Annotated in this window: 18 protein-coding genes and 2 pseudogenes; 14 read left to right on the top strand and 6 right to left on the bottom strand. The window is 67.9% G+C overall.

The genetic code is table 11. The features are described from left to right. Positions 1–126, bottom strand: a pseudogene (locus G3N98_RS40405) (c-type cytochrome); the annotation flags it as partial. Between G3N98_RS40405 and G3N98_RS31085 the strand changes: the two are divergent. The 9 genes from G3N98_RS31085 to G3N98_RS31045 all read left to right on the top strand — a co-directional run bounded on the left by G3N98_RS31085 (position 76) and on the right by G3N98_RS31045 (position 10,372). Beyond that, the gene (locus tag G3N98_RS31085; RefSeq protein ID WP_206150344.1) at positions 76–1,215 is read left to right on the top strand and encodes an NAD(P)/FAD-dependent oxidoreductase; all 1,140 of its coding nucleotides are present in this window, start codon (positions 76–78) and stop codon (positions 1,213–1,215) included. The pseudogene G3N98_RS40405 and the gene G3N98_RS31085 overlap by 51 nt on opposite strands. 180 nt (positions 1,216–1,395) lie before the next feature. Further along, positions 1,396–1,707: a high-potential iron-sulfur protein gene (locus tag G3N98_RS31080; protein WP_039354792.1), complete on the top strand. Its 312-nt coding sequence runs from the start codon at positions 1,396–1,398 to the stop codon at positions 1,705–1,707. A gap of 191 nt (positions 1,708–1,898) precedes the next feature. Next, positions 1,899–3,206 carry an MFS transporter gene (locus G3N98_RS31075; RefSeq protein WP_089473706.1) on the top strand — a complete coding sequence of 436 codons (1,308 nt, stop codon included), beginning with the start codon at positions 1,899–1,901 and terminating at the stop codon, positions 3,204–3,206. Positions 3,207–3,541: 335 nt separating this feature from the next. Next, positions 3,542–5,170 carry an ABC transporter substrate-binding protein gene (locus G3N98_RS31070; protein WP_069249093.1) on the top strand — a complete coding sequence of 543 codons (1,629 nt, stop codon included), beginning with the start codon at positions 3,542–3,544 and terminating at the stop codon, positions 5,168–5,170. Positions 5,171–5,287: 117 nt separating this feature from the next. Then, the gene (locus G3N98_RS31065) at positions 5,288–6,298 is read left to right on the top strand and encodes an ABC transporter permease subunit (protein WP_089461761.1); all 1,011 of its coding nucleotides are present in this window, start codon (positions 5,288–5,290) and stop codon (positions 6,296–6,298) included. Positions 6,299–6,302: 4 nt separating this feature from the next. Continuing rightward, on the top strand, positions 6,303–7,220 hold the full coding sequence (locus G3N98_RS31060; protein ID WP_089441227.1) for an ABC transporter permease subunit: 918 nt from the start codon (positions 6,303–6,305) through the stop codon (positions 7,218–7,220). A 2-nt stretch (positions 7,221–7,222) separates the two neighbouring features. Next, entirely contained in the window at positions 7,223–8,221 is a 999-nt protein-coding gene (locus tag G3N98_RS31055; protein ID WP_089426533.1) for an ABC transporter ATP-binding protein, read from the top strand. After that, on the top strand, positions 8,218–9,234 hold the full coding sequence (locus G3N98_RS31050) for a peptide ABC transporter ATP-binding protein (protein WP_039354810.1): 1,017 nt from the start codon (positions 8,218–8,220) through the stop codon (positions 9,232–9,234). Before G3N98_RS31055 ends, G3N98_RS31050 begins: the two co-directional genes overlap by 4 nt. Next, a complete protein-coding gene (locus tag G3N98_RS31045; protein WP_206150343.1) occupies positions 9,227–10,372 on the top strand; it encodes a TraB/GumN family protein in 1,146 nt (381 codons plus the stop codon). Before G3N98_RS31050 ends, G3N98_RS31045 begins: the two co-directional genes overlap by 8 nt. A gap of 560 nt (positions 10,373–10,932) precedes the next feature. Here G3N98_RS31045 and pxpA read toward each other — a convergent pair. The 3 genes from pxpA to pxpB form a co-directional block, all read right to left on the bottom strand. Next, complete coding sequence (gene pxpA / locus G3N98_RS31040) at positions 10,933–11,697, bottom strand: 5-oxoprolinase subunit PxpA (RefSeq protein ID WP_089495806.1); 765 nt, start codon at positions 11,695–11,697, stop codon at positions 10,933–10,935. A 73-nt stretch (positions 11,698–11,770) separates the two neighbouring features. Continuing rightward, on the bottom strand, positions 11,771–12,838 hold the full coding sequence (locus G3N98_RS31035) for a biotin-dependent carboxyltransferase family protein (RefSeq protein ID WP_206150342.1): 1,068 nt from the start codon (positions 12,836–12,838) through the stop codon (positions 11,771–11,773). Then, complete coding sequence (pxpB, locus tag G3N98_RS31030) at positions 12,835–13,491, bottom strand: 5-oxoprolinase subunit PxpB (protein WP_089426529.1); 657 nt, start codon at positions 13,489–13,491, stop codon at positions 12,835–12,837. Before pxpB ends, G3N98_RS31035 begins: the two co-directional genes overlap by 4 nt. A gap of 148 nt (positions 13,492–13,639) precedes the next feature. Between pxpB and G3N98_RS31025 the strand changes: the two genes are divergently transcribed. Next, complete coding sequence (locus G3N98_RS31025; RefSeq protein WP_027788908.1) at positions 13,640–14,152, top strand: winged helix DNA-binding protein; 513 nt, start codon at positions 13,640–13,642, stop codon at positions 14,150–14,152. A gap of 74 nt (positions 14,153–14,226) precedes the next feature. Here the strand turns inward: G3N98_RS31025 and G3N98_RS31020 are convergent, their stop codons facing one another. Continuing rightward, the gene (locus G3N98_RS31020) at positions 14,227–14,835 is read right to left on the bottom strand and encodes a 5-formyltetrahydrofolate cyclo-ligase (protein ID WP_089426528.1); all 609 of its coding nucleotides are present in this window, start codon (positions 14,833–14,835) and stop codon (positions 14,227–14,229) included. An 8-nt stretch (positions 14,836–14,843) separates the two neighbouring features. Between G3N98_RS31020 and G3N98_RS31015 the strand changes: the two genes are divergently transcribed. From G3N98_RS31015 to G3N98_RS31000, 4 genes are read left to right on the top strand one after another with little or no spacing between them, the layout of a single operon-like run. Then, positions 14,844–16,796, top strand: coding sequence for a lytic transglycosylase domain-containing protein (locus G3N98_RS31015; protein ID WP_089473702.1), 1,953 nt, complete (start codon positions 14,844–14,846; stop codon positions 16,794–16,796). 57 nt (positions 16,797–16,853) lie between these two features. Continuing rightward, a complete protein-coding gene (locus tag G3N98_RS31010; protein WP_206150341.1) occupies positions 16,854–17,813 on the top strand; it encodes a complex I NDUFA9 subunit family protein in 960 nt (319 codons plus the stop codon). Between the two features lie 47 nt (positions 17,814–17,860). Continuing rightward, positions 17,861–18,508: a glutathione S-transferase family protein gene (locus G3N98_RS31005; RefSeq protein WP_089441217.1), complete on the top strand. Its 648-nt coding sequence runs from the start codon at positions 17,861–17,863 to the stop codon at positions 18,506–18,508. Further along, positions 18,505–19,746 carry a multifunctional CCA addition/repair protein gene (locus G3N98_RS31000; protein ID WP_089473700.1) on the top strand — a complete coding sequence of 414 codons (1,242 nt, stop codon included), beginning with the start codon at positions 18,505–18,507 and terminating at the stop codon, positions 19,744–19,746. The genes G3N98_RS31005 and G3N98_RS31000 overlap by 4 nt, the downstream gene beginning before the upstream one ends. 73 nt (positions 19,747–19,819) lie before the next feature. On the opposite strand, the pseudogene G3N98_RS39980 reads toward G3N98_RS31000, so the two are convergent. Next, a pseudogene (locus G3N98_RS39980) lies at positions 19,820–20,006 on the bottom strand (hypothetical protein); the annotation flags it as partial.

Below are 20,006 nucleotides of genomic sequence, written 5' to 3'. Positions count from 1 at the left end.
CAGTTGCGTCTCCAGGTAAAGCTGCCCCTGGCCCGCGAGGCGCGGGGCCGGATCCTTGCCCGTCAACGCCGCGCCGTGACACGCGCGGCAGCTTCGCGCCTCCACGAGCGCCATTCCCCGCCTGTCGTGATCGGCGCGGGCGTCGTCGGTCTGGCGATTGCGCGCGAACTGGCCGCGCGCGGGCGTGAAACGCTCGTGCTCGAGGCCGCCGATGCGATCGGCACGGCTACGAGTTCGCGCAACAGCGAAGTGATCCACGCGGGGCTCTACTATCCGCGCGGGTCGCTGAAGGCGACGTCGTGCGTGCACGGGCGCGACCTGCTGTACGAATTCTGCGAGACCCATCACGTGCCGCACCGGCGCGCCGGCAAGCTGCTCGTCGCCACGAGCGCCGCGCAGGTGAAGCAGTTGAGGGCGATCGCCGCACGCGCGACCGAAAACGGCGTGCTCGACCTGATGCCGCTCACGCGCGCCGAGGCGCAGACGCTCGAGCCCGCGCTCGAATGCGTCGAGGCGCTGTTCTCGCCCTCCACCGGCATCGTCGACAGCCACCAGCTGATGCTCGCGCTGCTCGGCGACGCGGAGCGCGACGGCGCCGTGTGCGCGCTGAAATCCCCGGTCGAATCGATCGACGTGCTGCGCGGCGGCCGCTTCGTCGTGCGCACGGGCGGCGATGCGCCGACCGAGATCGAGGCCGCCTGCGTGATCAACAGCGCGGGCCTCGGCGCCCAGGCGCTGGCGCGCCGCACGCGCGGCCTCGACCCGCGCTGGGTGCCGCCGCTCTATCTCGCGCGCGGCAACTATTTCAGCCTGTCGGGGCGCGCACCGTTTTCCCACCTGATCTATCCGATGCCCGACCGCGCGGGGCTCGGCGTGCACCTGACGCTCGACCTCGGCGGGCAGGCGCGCTTCGGCCCGGACGTCGAATGGATCGATGCGTTGCGCTACGAAGTCGATCCGGCGCGCGCGACCGCGTTCTACGCGTCGATCCGCGCGTTCTGGCCGGGCTTGCCCGACGACGCGCTGCAGCCGGCGTACGCGGGCATCCGGCCGAAGCTCGCGGGCCCCGGCGAGCCGCCGGCGGACTTCATCGTGCAGGGCGCCGCGCAGCATGGCGTGCGCGGGCTCGTGAACCTGTTCGGCATCGAGTCGCCGGGGCTCACCGCGTCGCTCGCGCTCGCGCAGCGGGTGGGCGACATGACGGCTTACCGCTGACGCGGCGCGTGTGTGACGGTGTGACGGGTAGGTGGCGAATGCGTATCGGCCGTGTGGCGCCTGTGTGAAATCCCTTATCTCTGGAATTTCGGCACGCACATTTATTCGCATGAGCGTTATTCTGTCGAACGGCTGTCGCCAGAACAGCTTTCAAACCGATAACGTTGGAGCGAGTCCCCCATGAAAACATCCCGTCGGAGTTTCCTGATTACGAGCATTGGTGCCGTGTCCGCGCTGGCGCTGTCGCGTGAAGCGCTGGCCGATGCGCCGATGCTCGCGGAAAGCGACCCGACCGCGACGGCACTCGGCTACAAGGCCGATGCGACGAAGGTCGACAAGACGAAGTACCCGAAATACGCAGCGGGCCAGGATTGCGCGGCCTGCATGCTGTACCAGGGCAAGAAGGGCTCGGCCTCGGGCCCGTGCGGCGCCTTCCCCGGCAAGCAGGTGTCGGCGAAGGGCTGGTGCAGCGCCTTCTCGAAGATGGGTTGAGGCCCGTGCGGCATCGTGCGATGCCGCATTGTGGCGAAAACCGCACAACGCCCGCCGTCGAAAGATGGCGGGCGTTTTTTATTGCTTGAAAACGGTTCCGTCGCTTTCTACACTCGCTGCACACCGGCGCGCCGCGGGCACCCCGCGCGCCGCGCAGCCCGACACGGCGAACTGACGAGGACGAGGCACGCATGGCGACGATTGCGAATTCAACGAAAACGAGCCGGCCCGAGCGTGCACTGAACCGGCGTGCGGTCGCGGCCGCCGTGATCGGCAATGCGCTCGAGTGGTACGACTTCACGGTGTTCGGCTTCATGACGGTCGTGATCGCCGAGCTGTTCTTCCCGACCTCCAGCGAATACTCGTCGCTGCTGCTGACCACCGCGACGTTCGGCGTCGCGTTCTTCATGCGTCCGATCGGCGGCATCGTGTTCGGGCTGTACGCGGATCGCGCTGGCCGCAAGGCCGCGCTGTCGCTCGTGATCCTCCTGATGACGGCCGGCATCTTCCTGCTCGCGGTCGCGCCGCCGTATGCGGCGATCGGCATCGGCGGCCCGCTCCTGATCGTGCTCGGCCGTCTGCTGCAGGGCTTCTCCGCGGGCGGCGAATTCGGCAGCGCGACGGCGCTGCTGATCGAAGCCGCGCCATTCTCGAAACGCGGCTTCTACGGCAGCTGGCAGATGGCGAGCCAGGCGGCCGCGCTGCTGATCGGCGCGCTCGTCGGCGCGGCCGTCACGCGCGGGCTGTCGCACGAGGCGCTGCGCAGCTGGGGCTGGCGCGTGCCGTTCATCCTCGGGCTCGTGATCGGCCCGATCGGCTTCTACATCCGCCGCCATCTCGCCGATTCCGAGGCGTTCCTGCATGCGCAGCAAAGCGCGCGCCGCGTGACGCTCGGCGAAGTGTTCACGCGCTACCCGCGCGAGGTGCTGTGCGGGCTCGGCTCGGTGATCGCGCTGACGGTGACGATCTACGTGCTGATCAGCTATCTGCCGACCTTCGCGGTGAAGCAGCTGAAGCTGCCGTACGCGGAATCGTTCTATGCGGTGATCGTCGGCAACCTGCTGCTGATGGTGCTGTCGCCGATCGCCGGTGCGTGGTCGGATCGCATCGGCCGCAAGGGGCTGTCGCTGTGGTCGCTCGTGCTCACGCTCGTGCTGATGTATCCGCTGTTCGCGTGGCTCGACGCGGCGCCGAGCATCGCGCGGCTGATCGCGGTGCAGGCCGTGCTGTCGGTCACGCTCGCGGGCTACTACGGACCGTTCGGCGCGATGATCGCCGAGCTGTTCCCGGCCAACGTGCGCTCGACCGGGCTGTCGATCGCGTACAACGTCGCGGTGATGCTGTTCGGCGGCTTCGGGCAGTTCATCGTCACGTGGCTGATCAAGGTCACGGGCACGCCGCTCGCGCCGACCTACTACGTGATGGCCGGGATCGCGCTGTCGATCGTCGCGGTCGCGTTCGTGCCCGCGCGCAGCGCCGACCTCGACGCGCCGGCGTGACGACGCGGCGACGCGACAACATGACGATTTGACGACGATCACCGGATCGTTTCGCAAAACGCAATGATGTGCTGCGGAACACGGGAAAGCGGTGCGCCGGGCCTTCGTGTTCGCGCCCGAATTGTTTAGTCGTCGAACGAAACTTGCGCGAAATGAACGAAATGGGCGCTCGCGCGCGTTGTCGCATTTTTTACTCCCACTAAACATCGGCAAAAACCCGGCGGGACATCTAGAAGAGTTTTTTCTCCAGCTTGTTGCCACATCGTTAGCTCAAGTAATATCCGCGTACGCCGGCCCCTGGCGGGCCGGTTCCGATCTGGAGACCTGGAGGAAACATGGAATACAACCGTCTGTTGCACACCCTGCGTGTTACCGCCATTGCAGGCGTGGCAGCGGCATCGCTCGGCGTCGCGGGCTCTGCATTCGCACAGATTCCGAACAAAACGCTCGTCTACTGCTCAGAAGGCAGCCCGGCGGGTTTCGATTCCGCGCAATTTACGACCGGCGTCGATTTCACCGCCGCCACGTTCACCGTCTACAACCGCCTCGTCGAATTCGAGCGCGGCGGCACGAAGGTCGAGCCGGGCCTCGCCGAGAAGTGGGACGTGTCGCCGGACGGCAAGGTGTACACGTTCCATCTGCGCCACGGCGTGAAGTTCCACACGACGGACTTCTTCAAGCCGACGCGTGAATTCAACGCGGACGACGTGCTGTTCACGTTCCAGCGCATGCTCGACCCGAACCAGGCGTTCCGCAAGGCGTACCCGGTGTCGTTCCCGTACTTCACCGACATGGGCCTCGACAAGCTGATCACGAAGGTCGAGAAGGTCGATCCGTACACCGTGAAGTTCACGCTCGCCGAGCCGAATGCGCCGTTCATCCAGAACATGGCGATGGAATTCGCGTCGATCCTGTCGGCCGAATACGGCGACCAGCTGATGAAGGCAGGCAAGGCCGCCGACATCAACCAGAAGCCGGTCGGCACGGGCCCGTTCATCTTCCGCAGCTACACGAAGGACGCGACGATCCGATTCGACGGCAATCCTGATTACTGGAAGAAGGGCGAAGTGAAGATCTCGAAGCTGATCTTCTCGATCACGCCTGATCCGGGCGTGCGCGTGCAGAAGATCAAGCGCAACGAATGCCAGGTGATGAGCTATCCGCGTCCGGCCGACATCGCGACGCTGAAGGCCGATTCGGGCGTCGACATGCCGTCGCAGGCCGGCTTCAACCTCGGCTATCTCGCGTACAACGTCGAGCACAAGCCGGTCGACAAGCTCGAGGTGCGTCAGGCACTCGACATGGCGATCAACAAGAAGGCGATCCTCGAGTCCGTCTACCAGGGTGCAGGCCAGGCCGCCAACGCGCCGATGCCGCCGACCCAATGGTCGTACGACAAGAACCTGAAGATGGCGCCGAACGACACCGCGAAGGCGAAGGCGCTGCTCGCGAAGGCCGGCTTCCCGAACGGTTTCGAGATCACGCTGTGGGCGATGCCGGTGCAGCGCGCGTACAACCCGAACGCCCGCCTGATGGCCGAGATGATCCAGGCCGACTGGGCGAAGATCGGCGTGAAGGCGAAGATCGTCACGTACGAGTGGGGCGAGTACATCAAGCGCGCGCACTCGGGTGAGCAGGACACGATGCTGATCGGCTGGACGGGCGACAACGGCGATCCGGACAACTGGCTCGGCACGCTGCTCGGCTGCGAAGCGATCAAGGGCAACAACTTCTCGCACTGGTGCTACAAGCCGTTCGACGAGCTGGTCCAGAAGGGCCGCACGACGACGGGCCAGGACGCGCGGACCAAGCTCTACATGCAGGCTCAGCAGATCTTCGCGCAACAGCTGCCGTTCTCGCCGATCGCGAACTCGACGGTCTACCAGCCGGTGCGCAAGACCGTGGTCGACATGCGTATCGAGCCGCTCGGCTATGCCCGCTTCGACGGTGTGAGCGTGAAGTAACGCATCCGGCGTAAGCTGTCTACGAAGACCGAGACCGGCTAATTCATCCGGCGGCGGGAGGCCAAAAGCTTCCCGTCGCCGGTCGCACATTTCCCACAAGAAAATACGAGACGCATCATGTTCACATTCGTGTTGCGCCGCGTGGGCATGGTGATCCCGACTTTCATCGGCATCACCATCCTGGCGTTTGCGCTGATTCACCTGATACCGGGCGACCCCATCGAAGTGATGATGGGCGAGCGCGGCGTCGATCCCGCGATGCATGCGGAGGCGATGAAACGCCTCGGGCTCGACCAGCCGCTGCCCATGCAGTACATCCACTACATCGGCCGGGCGCTGCATGGCGACCTCGGCACGTCGATCATCACCAACACGAGCGTCGCGGGCGAGTTCTTCGCGCGCTTCCCGGCGACCGTCGAGCTGTCGCTGTGCGCGCTCGTGTTCGCGCTCGCGGTCGGGCTGCCGGCCGGCGTGATCGCCGCATTGCGGCGCGGCTCGGTCGTCGACCATGGCGTGATGGGCACCGCGCTCACCGGCTATTCGATGCCGATCTTCTGGTGGGGGCTGATCCTCATCATGGTGTTTTCGTCATATCTCGGCTGGACGCCCGTGTCGGGGCGCATCGCCGTCGAATACGATTTCCCGCACCCGACGGGCTTCATGCTGATCGACGCGCTGCTCGCGCCGGATGAAGGCGCGTTCAAGTCGGCGGTCAGCCACCTGATCCTGCCCGCCATCGTGCTCGGCACGATCCCGCTCGCGGTGATCGCGCGGATGACGCGCTCGTCGATGCTCGAAGTGCTGCGCGAGGACTACATCCGCACCGCCCGCGCGAAGGGGCTGTCGCCCGCGCGCGTGGTCGTCGTGCATGCGCTGCGCAATGCGCTGATCCCGGTCGTCACCGTGATCGGCCTGCAGATCGGCACGCTGCTCGCGGGCGCCGTGCTGACCGAGACGCTCTTTTCGTGGCCCGGTGTCGGCAAGTGGCTGATCGATGCGATCGGCCGCCGCGACTATCCGGTCGTCCAGGGCGGCATCCTGCTGATCGCGACGCTCGTGATCGTCGTGAACCTGGTCGTCGACCTGCTGTACGGCGTGCTGAATCCGCGCATCCGCCACACGAGGTAATCCCATGAGCAATCTGCAAAATACCCTGCCGACCGAATCCGCGCCGGCCGGCGGCCGTGCGCTCGCGCTGCGCGAGTTCTGGGCCAACTTCTCGCGCAACCGGGGCGCCGTCGGCGCCGGCATCGTCGTGATCGTGCTGATCCTGGTCGCGCTGCTCGCGCCGCTGCTCGCGCCGCACAGCCCGGTCGAGCAATACCGCGACTTCGTGAAGATCCCGCCCGCGTGGCTCGAAGGCGGCAACTGGAAATTCATCCTCGGCACCGACGAAGCGGGCCGCGACATTCTTTCGCGCCTGATGTACGGCGCGCGGATGTCGTTCTGGATCGGCTTCGTGTCGGTCGTGCTCGCGCTGATCCCCGGCATTGTGCTCGGGCTCGTCGCCGCGTTCTTCCAGAAGTGGGCCGACACGCCCGTGATGCGCATCATGGACGTGCTGCTCGCGCTGCCTTCGCTGCTGCTCGCGGTCGCGGTCGTCGCGATCATCGGCCCGGGCCTCACCAACACGATGTTCGCGATCGCGATCGTCGCGCTGCCGGCCTATGTGCGCCTCACGCGCGCATCGGCGCTCGGCGAGCTGCAGAAGGAGTACGTGACGGCGTCGCGCGTGGCCGGTGCCGGCACGCTGCGCCTGATGTTCTCGCAGGTGCTGCCGAACTGTACGGCGCCGCTGATCGTGCAGGCGACGCTCGGCTTCTCGTCGGCCATCCTCGACGCGGCCGCGCTCGGCTTCCTCGGCCTCGGCGTGCAACCGCCGACCGCCGAGTGGGGCGCGATGCTGGCCTCCGCGCGCGACTACATCGACAATGCGTGGTGGATCGTGACGATGCCGGGCCTGTCGATCCTGATTTCGGTGCTCGCGATCAACCTGCTCGGCGACGGGCTGCGCGACGCGCTCGATCCCAAACTGAAACGGATGGCGTGAACATGAGCCAAGATCTTCTGACCATCCGCAATCTCGCGGTGAACTTCAACGGCCTGCCCGCGGTCGACCGGATCAACCTGTCGATCGCGCCGGGCGAGGTGGTGGGCGTCGTCGGCGAATCGGGCTCGGGCAAGAGCGTGACGATGATGGCGCTGATGGGCCTGATCGACGCGCCGGGCAAGGTGACGGCGGACGAAGTCACGTTCAACGGCGTCGACCTGCTGAAGGCGTCGCCGAAGGCGCGCCGCAAGATCGTCGGCAAGGACATCGCGATGGTGTTCCAGGACGCGCTGACGAGCCTGAACCCGAGCTATACGGTCGGCTACCAGATCAAGGAAGTGCTGAAGCTGCACGAGGGCTTGCGCGGCGACGCGCTGCACCGGCGTGCGCTCGAACTGCTCGACCAGGTCGGCATTCCCGATGCGAAGAACCGCATCGCGTCGTTCCCGCACCAGATGTCGGGCGGGATGAACCAGCGCGTGATGATCGCGATGGCGGTGGCGTGCAACCCGAAGCTGCTGATCGCCGACGAGCCGACCACCGCGCTCGACGTGACGATTCAGGCGCAGATCATGGACCTGCTCGTGAAGCTGCAGAAGGAGCGCGGGATGGCGCTCGTGCTGATCTCGCACGACCTGGCCGTGGTGTCGGAAGTCGCGCAGCGCGTGGCGGTGATGTACGCGGGCGAGGTGATCGAGACCAACCGCGTGCCCGACATCTTCCGTGCACCGCATCATCCGTACACCGAAGCGCTGCTCGCGGCGATTCCCGAGCACAATCAGGGGGCGCGTCGCCTTGCCGCATTGCCCGGCATGGTGCCGGGCCGCGATGATCGCCCGTCCGGGTGCCTGTTCGCGCCGCGCTGCAAGTACGTCGTCGACGACTGCCGCAAGGCGCGGCCGGCGCTCGACACGCTGGTGCCGGCCAACGATGCGATGCGCGCACGCTGCATCAAGCCGCTGAACGTTTCCAACCTCGACCTGACGGGAGGTGCACGATGAATGCAGTCAATCAAACGCCTCGCGTGTCGCACGACGAGGAAGCCGTGCTGGTGGCCGACGGCCTCGCGAAGCACTATTCGGTGAAGCGCGGGATGTTCGGGCAGGGCACGGTGAAGGCGCTGAACGGCGTGTCGTTCTCGCTGAAGCGCGGCAAGACGCTCGCCGTCGTCGGCGAATCGGGCTGCGGGAAGTCGACGCTTGCCCGCCAGCTGACGATGATCGAGACGCCCACCTCGGGCAGCCTGACGATCGACGGCAAGAACGTCGCCGGCGCCAGCCGCGAGACGGTGGCTGACCTGCGCCGCCGCGTGCAGATGGTGTTCCAGAACCCGTTCGCGTCGCTGAATCCGCGCAAGACCGTCGAGCAGACGCTTTCCGAGCCGCTCGAGATCAACGCGAACCTGACCGCCGCCGAACGCGCGCAGCGCATCGCGCAGATCATGCGCACGGTCGGCCTGCGGCCCGAGCACGCGAAGCGTTATCCGCACATGTTCTCGGGCGGCCAGCGCCAGCGGGTCGCGATCGCGCGCGCGATGATCCTCGATCCGCGCATCGTCGTGGCCGACGAGCCGGTGTCCGCGCTCGACGTGTCGATCCAGGCGCAGATCCTGAACCTGTTCATGGATCTGCAGGAGCAGTTCAAGACGAGCTACGTGTTCATCTCGCACAACCTGTCGGTGGTCGAGCACGTCGCGGACGACGTGATGGTGATGTACTTCGGCAGCGTCGCGGAGCTGGGCGACAAGGCGACGATCTACGCACGGCCGCGCCATCCGTACACGCGCGCGCTGATGTCGGCGACGCCGGCGATCTTCGAGGAAGACCGCCGCGTGCAGATCAAGCTGCAGGGCGAACTGCCGTCGCCGCTCAATCCGCCGTCGGGCTGCGCGTTCCATCAGCGCTGCCCGTATGCGGTCGAGCGCTGCCGGGTGGAGGAGCCGCAGCTGCGCGAGGTCGACGGCCGGCGCGTGGCCTGCCATCGGGCCGAGGAAGTCGGGGAGGAGAATGCCTGAGGTGTTGGCGGCGCGCGCGTCCGGCGTGCGCCGTGCGGGGGCAAGCAGCGCGCGCGTGATGCGCGCGTACCGCTACGCGCGGCGCTGGAGCGTGCGTACCGTCACGGGCGCGGCGCTGGCCGGCGCGTGCGTGGCGGCCAGCCTCGTGGTTCCCGTCGAATCCGCGCGCGCCGAAGGGCGCGCGCCGGCCACTTCACCGATCCATCCGTCGCAAGTCCCGCCGCCCGGCATGAGCCTGCCGGGCTTCCACGCGCCCGCCGTGTCGAACGGCACGGTTTCAAGCGGCTCCGTGCGCGTGCAGCCCGCCCGCATGCCGTTCTACGTTGCAACCAAGGGCAAGGTCACGCTCTACGTGCTCGGCACGCTGCACACCGGCGACCCGTCCGACTACCCGAGCGTGCAGCCGTTCCGGCCGCGCATCCTCGCGGCGCTCGCCGCGTCGCCCACCCTGGCGCTCGAGCTGTCGCCCGACGACCTGCTCGAATCGCAGGACGACGTGTCGAAGTACGGCGTCTGCCGCTACCCGTGCCTGCAGCGCCTGCTGCCCGAGCCGCTGTGGCAGCGGCTCGCGGCGCGCCTGCGCGGCAACCCGGCCGCGCTCGTCGAGATCCGCAAGATGCGGCCGTGGCTCGCGGCGCTCGTCGTCGAGACCTACGATTCGCTGTCGGCCGGCCTGCAGACGGAATACGGCACCGAGGCGCAGCTGCAGAACGTGTTCCTGAAGAAAAAGGGCGGCCGCGTGATCGGGCTCGAGACGCTCGCCGAACAGATGCGCGCGTTCACCGGGCTGACGCTCGCCGAGCAGCGCGAGATGCTCGCGCAGGACATGGTGCAGACGCCCGCGCAGAACGCCGACGACATCAAGGCGCTGCATCGACTGTGGCGAATTGGCGACGCCGATGCGATCTCGGCATGGGCGGTCGCGAAGAGCGAACGGCTCGCGCGGTCGAAGGCGTTGTCGGACGCGATCGACAACAAGATCGTGTACGAGCGCAACCGGCGCTTTGTTGCACGGATGACGGCAATCGCCGCGCCGAACCGGCCGCTGTTCGTCGCGATCGGCGCGCTGCACCTGGGCGGCCCGCGCGGCGTGCTCGAATTGTTGCGTCAACAAGGTTACAGGGTCGACGCGAACTGATCGCCGTCACCGCGCCCGAACCGATCCTCCCCTGTTTGATCGACGTTGTGCGAGCGGCTCAAACGCCTGGTTGGGCACGCGATTCGATAAGGAAAACCCTCGAATCATCAGAAAATAGCGTTTCAAACGATTGACATCCCGATCTGCCAATATCTATTCTTCGATCCACAAGTTGAAAAAATGAAAAGAATAGAAAAAGTTCTACGGGGTAGCAGAAAATAAAGCGCGGGGTTAGCGCGTTGCCGGCACGTGGTGCACGTGCCGGCCGCGGAAGTGTCTGCATGTACGGCGGGGCCAATCATCGTCGGACAACAACAAGGCATGCAGGCCGACTTGCGGGATAAGCGACGTTCCGTCGTCCCACCGGGGAAAGGCAGTAATCGGGCGGCGGCGGACGTTTTTTAATCCGGAATGGTTTTCCGGTCACCGTCGCAAGACGGTTTCGGGGGGCGAATCGACAGACGGCGAAGCCGCAGCGATTGTGCCAACGGAAAAGCGCCACGAGGGCGCTTTTTTCTTTTGTGCGACGGATCGTGCGTCCGCCGGCGCGATCGGCCGGATCAGGCGCGTTCGTCCGCCTGCAGCATCCCGGGCGCGACCACGTCGACGCCCACCGCCTCGAGCGCGGCGCGAATCCGTTTCGCGAATACCAGCGCGTGCGGCCCGTCGCCGTGCAGGCAGACGGTCTGCGCATTGAGCATCACCCACTCGCCGCCGATCGCCCGCACCTGCCGGCTGCGCACCATGTCCAGCGTGCGCGCGATCATCGTGTCCTCGTCGTCGATCAGCGCGCCGGGCTGGTTGCGCGGCACGAGCGAGCCGTCCGCGCGGTAGCCGCGATCGGCGAACACTTCCTCGACCGCGGCGAGCCCCGCGTGCCGCGCGGCCGCGACGAACACGCTATTCGCGAGCCCGAACACCGCGAGCGACGGGTCGAAATCGCGGATCGCGGACACCACCGCATCGGCGATCAGCGGGTCGCGCGCGGCCTGGTTGTACAGCGCGCCGTGCGGTTTCACGTGCGCGATGCGGCCGCCTTCGGCCTGCGCGATCGCCGACAGCGCGCCGAGCTGGTACAGCACGCCCGCGTAGATGTCGCTGGCCGGCAGCTGCATTTCCTTGCGGCCGAAATTCTCCGGATCGTGAAAGCTCGGGTGCGCGCCGATCGCCACGCCTTTCTGCACGGCCCAGCGTACGCAGTCGCGCATCGCGTTCGCACCGCCCGCATGCCACCCGCATGCGATGTTCGCGGACGTCACGAGGTCGAGCAGCGCCTCGTCCGAACCGCATCCTTCGCCGAGATCGGCATTCAGATCGATTTGCATGATGTTCCTCGTCCACTGATTGCGTGGCCCGTTTTCTCTACTGCGACTGCCTTCGGTACCGCTACCGCCATTGTCACGCCGCGCGCGACTCGGCGCGGCGGCGCGCTTCCTCGCGCATGTCGATCGCCACGTCGATCTGCCGCAGATACGCACGTTCCGCGGCCAGCGCGGCGCGCGCGGCGTCGGGGGTCGTGCGCACGAAGCGGATCGGCAGGTTGAGCCGCGCCTGCGCGAGTTTCCACAGGTCCGCACGGATCACCGTGCCGATCTTCGGGTAGCCGCCGGTGGTCTGCGCGTCGTGCATCAGCACGATCGGCTGGCCGTTCGGCGGCACCTGGATCGTGCCGGGCAGCACCGCGTGCGACAGCAGCTCGGCCGGCCGCTCGCGCACGAGTTCGACACCGGCCAGCCGGTAGCCCATGCGGTTGCTGTTCGCCGTGACCAGCCATTCCTCATCCCAGAACGCCTGCTGCGAATCGGCGGCGAACGACGCGTAGTCGGGGCCCGGCAGCACGCGCACCGGCATCGCCCACGGCGCATGCGCGGGGCGGTGACGGCGCGGCGGCTCGTCGACGCGCACGAACCCGCACCACGCCGGCGCCTTGACGCCGAATTCGGGCGCGTCGGCCGCGAGGCAACCCATCCCGGCCGGAAGCACGCCGACCGGGAGGCGATCGCCGTCACGCAGCGCGCGGCCGCCGAGGCCGCCGAAGCGCGACGCGAGATCGGTGCTGCGCGAGCCGAGCATCGGCAGCACGTCGATGCCGCCGGCGATGCACAGGTAGCCGCGCATCCCGCGCTTCGCGGCGGGCAGCACGAGCGTCTGCCCGGCCTCGACCGGCAGGCTCCACCATGAATATACGCGCTGGCCGTCGAGCGTCGCACCGAACTCGGTGCCGGTGATCGCGATGCGGGTCGCGCGCGTGAAGCGGAACGCGGCCGGGCCGATCGTGATCTCGACGGCCGCCGCATCGGGGCGGTTGCCGACCAGCCGGTTGCCGACTTCGAGCGCGAGGCCGTCGAGCGCGCCGCCCTGCGCGACGCCGAGATGGCGCGCGCCGCGGCGCCCGAGATCCTGCACGGTGGACAGCGGGCCGGCCCGCACCACTTCGATGGTGCCCGGTACGGTGCTCTGGGTCATCGTGCGTCGACTCCGGCAATGGTGAAGCGTACGCGGTCGCCGGGCAGCAGCAGCGTCGGCTGCGGCCGCGCCGGGTCGAACAGCACGTGCGATGTACGGCCGATCAGTTGCCAGCCGCCGGGCGACGTGGCCGGGTAGATGCCCGTCTGCGCGCCGCCGATGCCGACCGAGCCGGCCGGCACCTCGAGGCGCGGCGCCGCGCGGCGCGGCATGTGCAGCGCGGCGTCGAGCCCGCCGAGATACGCGAAGCCCGGCTGGAAGCCGACGAAGAACACGACGTAGGCGCCGGCCGCGTGGCGCGCGACGACTTCGTCGGCCGACAGGCCGGTATGCGCGGCGACGGCCGGCAGATCGGGGCCGGCGGCGCCGCCGTATTCGACCGGGATCTCGACCTCGCGGCCGTCCGCGTGCTCGACGTCGGCCGTCTCCCACGCGTCGCGCAGCGCGGGCGTGAGCGACTCGGCCGTCGTGGCGAGCGCGTCGAATACGATCGTCAGGTTGTTCATGCCGGGCACGACGTCGATCACGTCGGGCCACGCGCGCGCGGCCTCGGCAACGGCCCAGACGCGGCGCTGGCAATCGAGCGTGGCGGGCGGCGGCACCTCGCAGACGAGGGCGGCATCGCCGAGCGGATAAAAGCGGGGTTGCGTCATCGGACTGGCACGGTTCGGACGGCAATGTTAGCGCACATTGTCAATAAAATATCGACAACTTCCCAATAAGCGTTTTCGCCTAGCCCGTATGTCGGGGCTTCTGGCGTACACTCGGCACACCCTGTCATCCGGCTTGCTCCGCCTTTCCATGAAGCGTCCTGCGACCAAGATCGTGTCATCCGAACACCTCGTTTCCGATTCGAGCGCGGAGCTGTCGGAACTCGAATACGGCCTCATCATGGCAGGCAATGCTTTCAATCGGTGGATGGTGCGCTGCATGTCGGCGGCCGGCGCGAAGGACATGACGGCGGTCGAGGTGTCGCTGCTGCATCACGTCAGCCATCGCGAACGCAAGAAGAAGCTCGCCGACATCTGCTTCGTGCTCAATATCGAGGATACGCACGTCGCGACCTATGCGCTGAAAAAACTGATCGCCCGCGGCTATGTGAAGAGCGAGAAGAACGGCAAGGAAGTGTTCTTCTTCGCGACCGACGCGGGCCGCGACCTGTGCCTGAAGTACCGCGAGGTGCGCGAGCACTGCCTGATCGAGACGCTGAAGGACAGCGGGCTCACCAACGAGCAGATCGGCGACGCGGCGCAGTTGCTGCGCAACGCATCGGGCCTGTACGACACGGCCGCGCGCGCGGCGGCGTCGCTGTAAACGGTTGCGCCGCGGCTGGCGCGCGGCGGTGCGCTGACGGGCGTGCGACCACGGATGCGGCGGCGCCCGCCGCGTCATCCGGCGGCCGGGTACAGCGCGCCGTCGGTCACGATCCAGTGCAGCGCGAGATCGTGCGCTTCGGCCGGCAGCGCATCGACGCGGCACGCTTCGTACGCGATGCCGACCGTCACGGGCAGCTCGCTGCCCGGCCAGGCGGCAAGCGTGCGGTCGTAGTAGCCGCCGCCGTAGCCGAGCCGGTAGCGCTGCAGATCGAATCCCACACAGGGAATCAGCAACAGGTCGGGCACGACGACGATTCCCGACGCCGGTTCCGGAATCCGGTGATGACCTTCGCGCATCGGCGTGTGCGTGTCCCATGCATGGAACTCGAGCGGCGTGTGCCGTTCGTCGATCACGGGCAATGCAGCCTGCCTGCCGGCGCCGGCCGCGCACCACGCGAGCACCGCCTCGCGCGCATCGAATTCACCCGGCAGCGGCCAGTAGAACCCGACCGTGCGCGGCGCGAGCCGGTCGAGCAGCGTGCGCAGCCGCGCATCGAGCGCGGCGTTCGCGGCGGGTTGCGACGCGGCGTCGCGACGCGCGCCGGACAGCGTTTTGCGTAGCGCAACCTTCGGGTTCGGCACAGGGTTGCGTGCTATGCTTTCGCTCACTTCGTGCTCCATTCAAAACGATGTCGAACAGCCTTTTCCGAGTATATCGCGCGGTCGCGCTCACACTTTCGGCCGCCGCGCTCGTCGCGGGGACGGCTGCGTGCGCCGCACCGAACGACGATACGGTCGCCGGGGACGACCAGACCTTCGTGCAGCTTCGTGAAGCCGCGCGTCGCAACGACGCCGCGAAAGCCGCGCAGCTCGCGTCGATGATCCCGAACTATCCGGTACCGTCCTACGTCGAGTATTTCCAGATCAAGCCGCAGTTGTTCGATTCGACGGGCCGCGCGCGCGTGGACGCGCCGGACGCGCCCGTGCAGTCGTTCCTGCAGCGCTACGACGGCCAGGCGATCGCCGACCGCCTGCGCAACGACTACCTGCTCGTGCTCGGCGCGCGCCACGACTGGCGCAACTTCGACGAGCAATACAAGCGCTTCGTGCTCGACGACGACACGCAGGTCAAGTGCTATGCGCTCGAATCGCGCGCGGCGCGCGGCGAGAACGTCGCCGAAGCGGCGCGTGCGCTGCTCGTCGAGCCGAAGAACTACGGCGACGCGTGCGTCGACCTGATCACCGCGCTCACGGTCAACCAGCAGTTCACGAGCGACGACGTGTGGCAGCAGGCGCGCCTCGCGTACGAGCAGAACTACACGACGCTCGGCGGCAAGATCGTCGACGCGCTCGGCCCGCGCCCGGTCGGCTTCGACCAGGCGACGAGCGCGCCGCCGCTGTACCTCGCGCGCGGCGTCGGCCCCGACGCGACGTCGCACCAGATCGCACTGATCGCGCTCAGCCGCATGGCGCGCAACGATCCGGACGCCGCCGCCGGGATGCTGACCACGATCGCGCCGTCGCTGACCAAGCAGGAGCAGGCGATCGCGTGGGGCGCGATCGGCTACCAGGGCGCGATCAAGCGCTCGCCGCTCGCGTCGGTCTGGTACGCGAAATCGACGAATGCGCCGCTGTCGAACCCGGGCTACGAATGGCGCACGCGCGCCGCGCTGCTCGCCGGCAACTGGCCGATGGTGCGCTGGTCGATCGAGCAGATGCCGCCGTCGCTGCGCGACGATCCGGCCTGGATCTACTGGCATGCGCGCGCGCTCAAGCAGAGCGGCGACACGCTGCAGGCGAACCAGGAATTCGAGCAGGTCGCGGGCCAGTTCAACTTCTACGGGCAACTCGCCGGCGAAGAGCTCGGCCAGCGCACGACGATCCCGCCGCGCACGAAGGTGAGCGACGCCGAGATCGACGCGATGAGCAAGATTCCGGGCTTCGCGCTTGCCCAGCGTTTCTACGCGCTGAACCTGCGCCTCGAAGGCAACCGCGAATGGAACTGGCCGCTGCGCGGGATGACCGATCGCCAGCTGCTGGCCGCGGCCGAATACGGCAAGCGCGTCGAGCTGCTCGACCGCACGGTCAACACGGCCGACCGCACGAAGGCCGAGCACGACTTCACGCTGCGCTACCCGTCGCCGTACCGCAACATCGTCGAGCGCTATGCGCAATCGACGGGCCTCGACACCGAATGGGCGTACGGGCTGATCCGCCAGGAATCGCGCTTCATCATCAGCGCGCGTTCGTCGGTGGGCGCGGGCGGCCTGATGCAGCTGATGCCGGCCACCGCGCAGATGGTCGCGAAGAAGCTCGGCATGGGCACGATCTCGCGCGCGCAGATGCACGACATCGATACCAACATCCAGCTCGGCACCTGGTATCTGGCGGACATCTACAACAACTTCGACAGCTCGCCGGTGCTCGCCACGGCCGGCTACAACGCGGGCCCGGGCCGGCCGCGCCAGTGGCGCCAGGTGTTGACGCAGCCGGTCGAAGGCGCGATCTTCGCAGAAACGATTCCGTTTAACGAGACGCGCGACTACGTGAAGAACGTGCTGTCGAACACCGTCTACTACGCGGCGCTCTTCGAGGGCAAACCGCAGTCGTTGAAGAAACGTCTAGGCATGATCTCGCCCTGATACGCAATCTTCACACTGCCGCGCGAGACGCGGCAGTGTTCTTTTGAGGCTCACGACATGGATCGCCAGACCGTCGCGCTGCTGGGCGGCACCGGCTTCATCGGCAGCCGGCTCGTCAATGCGCTGATCGAATCCGGCAAGCAGGTGCGGATCGGCACGCGCCGGCGCGACCACGCGCGCCACCTGCAGATGCTGCCGGTCGAAATCGTCGAGCTCGACGCGCTCGACACGCGCACGCTCGCGCGCTTCGTCGCCGGTGCGCACGCGGCGATCAACCTGGTCGGCGTGCTGCACGGCGGCCGCGGCACGCCGTACGGGCCCGGCTTCGAGCGCGCGCACGTCACGCTGCCGGCCGCGCTCGCGACCGCCTGCACCGAGGTGGGCGTGCAGCGCGTGCTGCACATGAGCGCGCTCGGCGCCGATTCGCATGGCGCGAGCATGTACCAGCGCTCGAAGGGCGACGGCGAGGCCGCGCTGCATGCGATCGCGGCGACCGATTCGCTCGCGCTGACGATCTTCCGCCCGTCGGTCGTGTTCGGCCCCGGCGATGCGTTCCTCAACACGTTCGCGAACCTGCAGCGCTCGGTGCCCGTGCTACCGCTCGCGATGCCCGACGCGCGCTTCCAGCCGGTGTTCGTCGGCGATGTCGTGCGCGCGTTCGTCAACACGCTCGATCTCGCGGCCGCACACGGCAAGACCTACGAACTCGGCGGCCCGACCGTCTACACGCTCGAGCAGCTGGTGCGCTATTGCGGCACGCTGGTCGGCCGCCAGGCACGCATCGTGCGGCTGCCCGACGCGCTTGCGCGGCTGCAGGCGAACGTGTTCGAATGCCTGCCCGGCGAGCCCGTGCTCACGCGCGACAATCTCGCGACGATGTCGGTGCCGAACGTGCTGTCGGGGCCGCTCGCGCCGGAGCTCGGGATCTCGCCCGCGAGTCTCGAAAGCATCGCGCCCGCGTATCTCGGCCAGGCCGCGCAGCGCTCCCGGTTCGACTGGTTCCGCTCGCGCCGCTAGGCCGGCAACGTCATCCTTTCCACCTTCGCGTTTTCCGGAACACCGTCATGAAACTCGTCATTGGAGACAAGAACTACTCGTCGTGGTCGATGCGCCCGTGGCTGCTGCTCGCGCATTTCGGCATCCCGTTCGACGAAATCGCGATCGAGCTGCGCCACGATGACACGGCCGCGCGCATCCGCGAGTATTCGCCGTCCGGCAAGGTGCCGTGCCTGATCGACGACCACGGCGTCGCGATCTGGGATTCGCTCGCGATCGCCGAGACGCTCGCCGAACGCTATCCGCAGTTTCCGATGTGGCCGGCCGATCCGCTCGAGCGCGCGCATGCGCGCTGCGTCGCGGCCGAGATGCATTCGGGCTTCGCGGCGCTGCGCACGCAGATGGGCATGAACGTGCGCGCGTCGATGCCGGGGCGCGGCGCGACACCCGACGCGCTCGCCGATGTCGCGCGCATCGATGCGCTGTGGAGCGCGTGTCTCGAGGCGTCGGGCGGCCCGTTCCTGTTCGGCGAATTCGGCATTGCCGATGCGATGTATGCGCCCGTCGTGATGCGCTTCAACACGTACGCGCCGGGCCTGTCGCCGGAAGCGGCCGGCTATGCGGCCCGCGTGACGGCGCTGCCGGCCGTGCAGCGCTGGATCGATGCCGCGCGCCGCGAAACGAACGTGATCGCCGAATACGAGCCGCAGCCATGAACATCTACGCAGTAGGCGGCGCCATCCGCGACGAACTGCTCGGTGTGCCCGTGCAGGACCGCGACTACGTGGTGGTGGGCGCGACCCCCGAGCAGATGGCCGCGCAGGGGTTCCGGCCGGTCGGCAAGGATTTCCCGGTATTCCTGCATCCGCGCACGCAGGAGGAGTACGCGCTCGCGCGCACCGAGCGCAAGACGGCGGCCGGCTATCACGGCTTCCAGTTCCATTACGCGCCGGACGTGACGCTCGACGAGGACCTCGCGCGGCGCGACCTGACGATCAACGCGATGGCGCGCGAGGTGAGCCCGGAGGGCGAGCTCGTCGGGCCCGTGATCGATCCGTTCGACGGGCAGGCCGACCTGCGCGCGCGCGTGTTCCGGCACGTGAGCGACGCGTTCGTCGAGGATCCGGTGCGGATCCTGCGGATCGCGCGCTTCGCCGCGCGGTTCGCGGATTTCACGGTCGCGGACGAAACGCTCGCGCTGATGCGGCGAATGGTCGACGCGGGCGAGGTCGACGCGCTCGTGCCCGAGCGCGTGTGGCAGGAAATCGCGCGCGGGCTGATGGAAGCGAAGCCGTCGCGGATGTTCGCGGTGCTGCGCGAGTGCGGCGCGCTCGCGCGCATCCTGCCCGAGGTCGATGCGTTGTGGGGCGTGCCGCAGCGCGCCGACTACCACCCGGAAGTCGACACGGGCGTGCATGTGATGATGGTCGTCGACTATGCGGCGAAGCAGGGCTATTCGCTGCCGGTGCGCTTCGCGGCGCTCACGCACGATCTCGGCAAGGCGACGACACCGGCCGACGTGCTGCCGCGCCACGTCGGCCACGAGGGGCGCAGCGTCGACCTGCTCAAGCCGTTGTGCGAGCGGCTGCGCGTGCCGAACGAATGCCGCGATCTCGCGCTGGTCGTCGCGCGCGAGCACGGCAACCTGCATCGCGTGATGGAGATGGGCGCGGCCGCGCTGGTGCGGCTGTTCGAGCGCAGCGACGCGCTGCGCAAGCCGGCGCGTTTCGCCGAGATGCTGCAGGCGTGCGAATCGGATGCGCGCGGGCGGCTCGGGCTCGACGCGCAGCCGTATCCGCAGGCCGAGCGGCTGCGCGTCGCGCTCGCCGCCGCGCGCAGCGTCGATGCCGGCGCAATCGCGCGCGGCATCGGCAACGATACGGAGAAGATCAAGGACGCCGTGCATCGCGCACGGATCGAGGCCGTCGCGCACGCGCTCGAGATCGGCGAATAGGGGCGGCGAATAGGGGCGGCGAATAGGGCCGGCGGGAAGGGCGCACGCCTTGCGTCTGCCTCCCCGGCAACCGTTACGACTTCTTCTTGCGCGCCGGCTTCGCGGCCGCCGGGCGTTTGCCGGCGGATGCGCGCGGCTTGGCCGCGGCCTTCTTTTCCTTTCCCGCGGCGCCGGCGTCGCGCTCGCGTTCCGCCCGCCCAGATCGGAAGAGCGTCGTGTGGGGAAAGGGTGTATGGCATGGTGTCTGACGCGGGGATCGT

The sequence above is a fragment of the Burkholderia sp. Tr-20390 genome (assembly GCF_017104595.1).
Classification (GTDB): domain Bacteria; phylum Pseudomonadota; class Gammaproteobacteria; order Burkholderiales; family Burkholderiaceae; genus Burkholderia.
The sequence above is the reverse complement of the archived record's forward strand: the minus strand, read 5'-3'. Positions and strand labels throughout refer to the sequence as shown.

Excerpts from the sequence above, each read along its gene's own strand:
- G3N98_RS31005 (WP_089441217.1), top strand. The coding sequence starts at position 17,861 with ATGAAACTCGTCATTGGAGACAAGAACTACTCGTCGTGGTCGATGCGC.
- G3N98_RS31050 (WP_039354810.1), top strand. The coding sequence starts at position 8,218 with ATGAATGCAGTCAATCAAACGCCTCGCGTGTCGCACGACGAGGAAGCC.
- G3N98_RS31065 (WP_089461761.1), top strand. The coding sequence starts at position 5,288 with ATGTTCACATTCGTGTTGCGCCGCGTGGGCATGGTGATCCCGACTTTC.
- G3N98_RS31000 (WP_089473700.1), top strand. The coding sequence starts at position 18,505 with ATGAACATCTACGCAGTAGGCGGCGCCATCCGCGACGAACTGCTCGGT.
- G3N98_RS31045 (WP_206150343.1), top strand. The coding sequence starts at position 9,227 with ATGCCTGAGGTGTTGGCGGCGCGCGCGTCCGGCGTGCGCCGTGCGGGG.
- G3N98_RS31070 (WP_069249093.1), top strand. The coding sequence starts at position 3,542 with ATGGAATACAACCGTCTGTTGCACACCCTGCGTGTTACCGCCATTGCA.
- G3N98_RS31075 (WP_089473706.1), top strand. The coding sequence starts at position 1,899 with ATGGCGACGATTGCGAATTCAACGAAAACGAGCCGGCCCGAGCGTGCA.
- G3N98_RS31020 (WP_089426528.1), bottom strand. The coding sequence starts at position 14,835 with ATGGAGCACGAAGTGAGCGAAAGCATAGCACGCAACCCTGTGCCGAAC.
- G3N98_RS31035 (WP_206150342.1), bottom strand. The coding sequence starts at position 12,838 with ATGACCCAGAGCACCGTACCGGGCACCATCGAAGTGGTGCGGGCCGGC.
- pxpB (WP_089426529.1), bottom strand. The coding sequence starts at position 13,491 with ATGACGCAACCCCGCTTTTATCCGCTCGGCGATGCCGCCCTCGTCTGC.
- G3N98_RS31025 (WP_027788908.1), top strand. The coding sequence starts at position 13,640 with ATGAAGCGTCCTGCGACCAAGATCGTGTCATCCGAACACCTCGTTTCC.
- pxpA (WP_089495806.1), bottom strand. The coding sequence starts at position 11,697 with ATGCAAATCGATCTGAATGCCGATCTCGGCGAAGGATGCGGTTCGGAC.
- G3N98_RS31055 (WP_089426533.1), top strand. The coding sequence starts at position 7,223 with ATGAGCCAAGATCTTCTGACCATCCGCAATCTCGCGGTGAACTTCAAC.
- G3N98_RS31010 (WP_206150341.1), top strand. The coding sequence starts at position 16,854 with ATGGATCGCCAGACCGTCGCGCTGCTGGGCGGCACCGGCTTCATCGGC.
- G3N98_RS31060 (WP_089441227.1), top strand. The coding sequence starts at position 6,303 with ATGAGCAATCTGCAAAATACCCTGCCGACCGAATCCGCGCCGGCCGGC.
- G3N98_RS31015 (WP_089473702.1), top strand. The coding sequence starts at position 14,844 with ATGTCGAACAGCCTTTTCCGAGTATATCGCGCGGTCGCGCTCACACTT.
- G3N98_RS31080 (WP_039354792.1), top strand. The coding sequence starts at position 1,396 with ATGAAAACATCCCGTCGGAGTTTCCTGATTACGAGCATTGGTGCCGTG.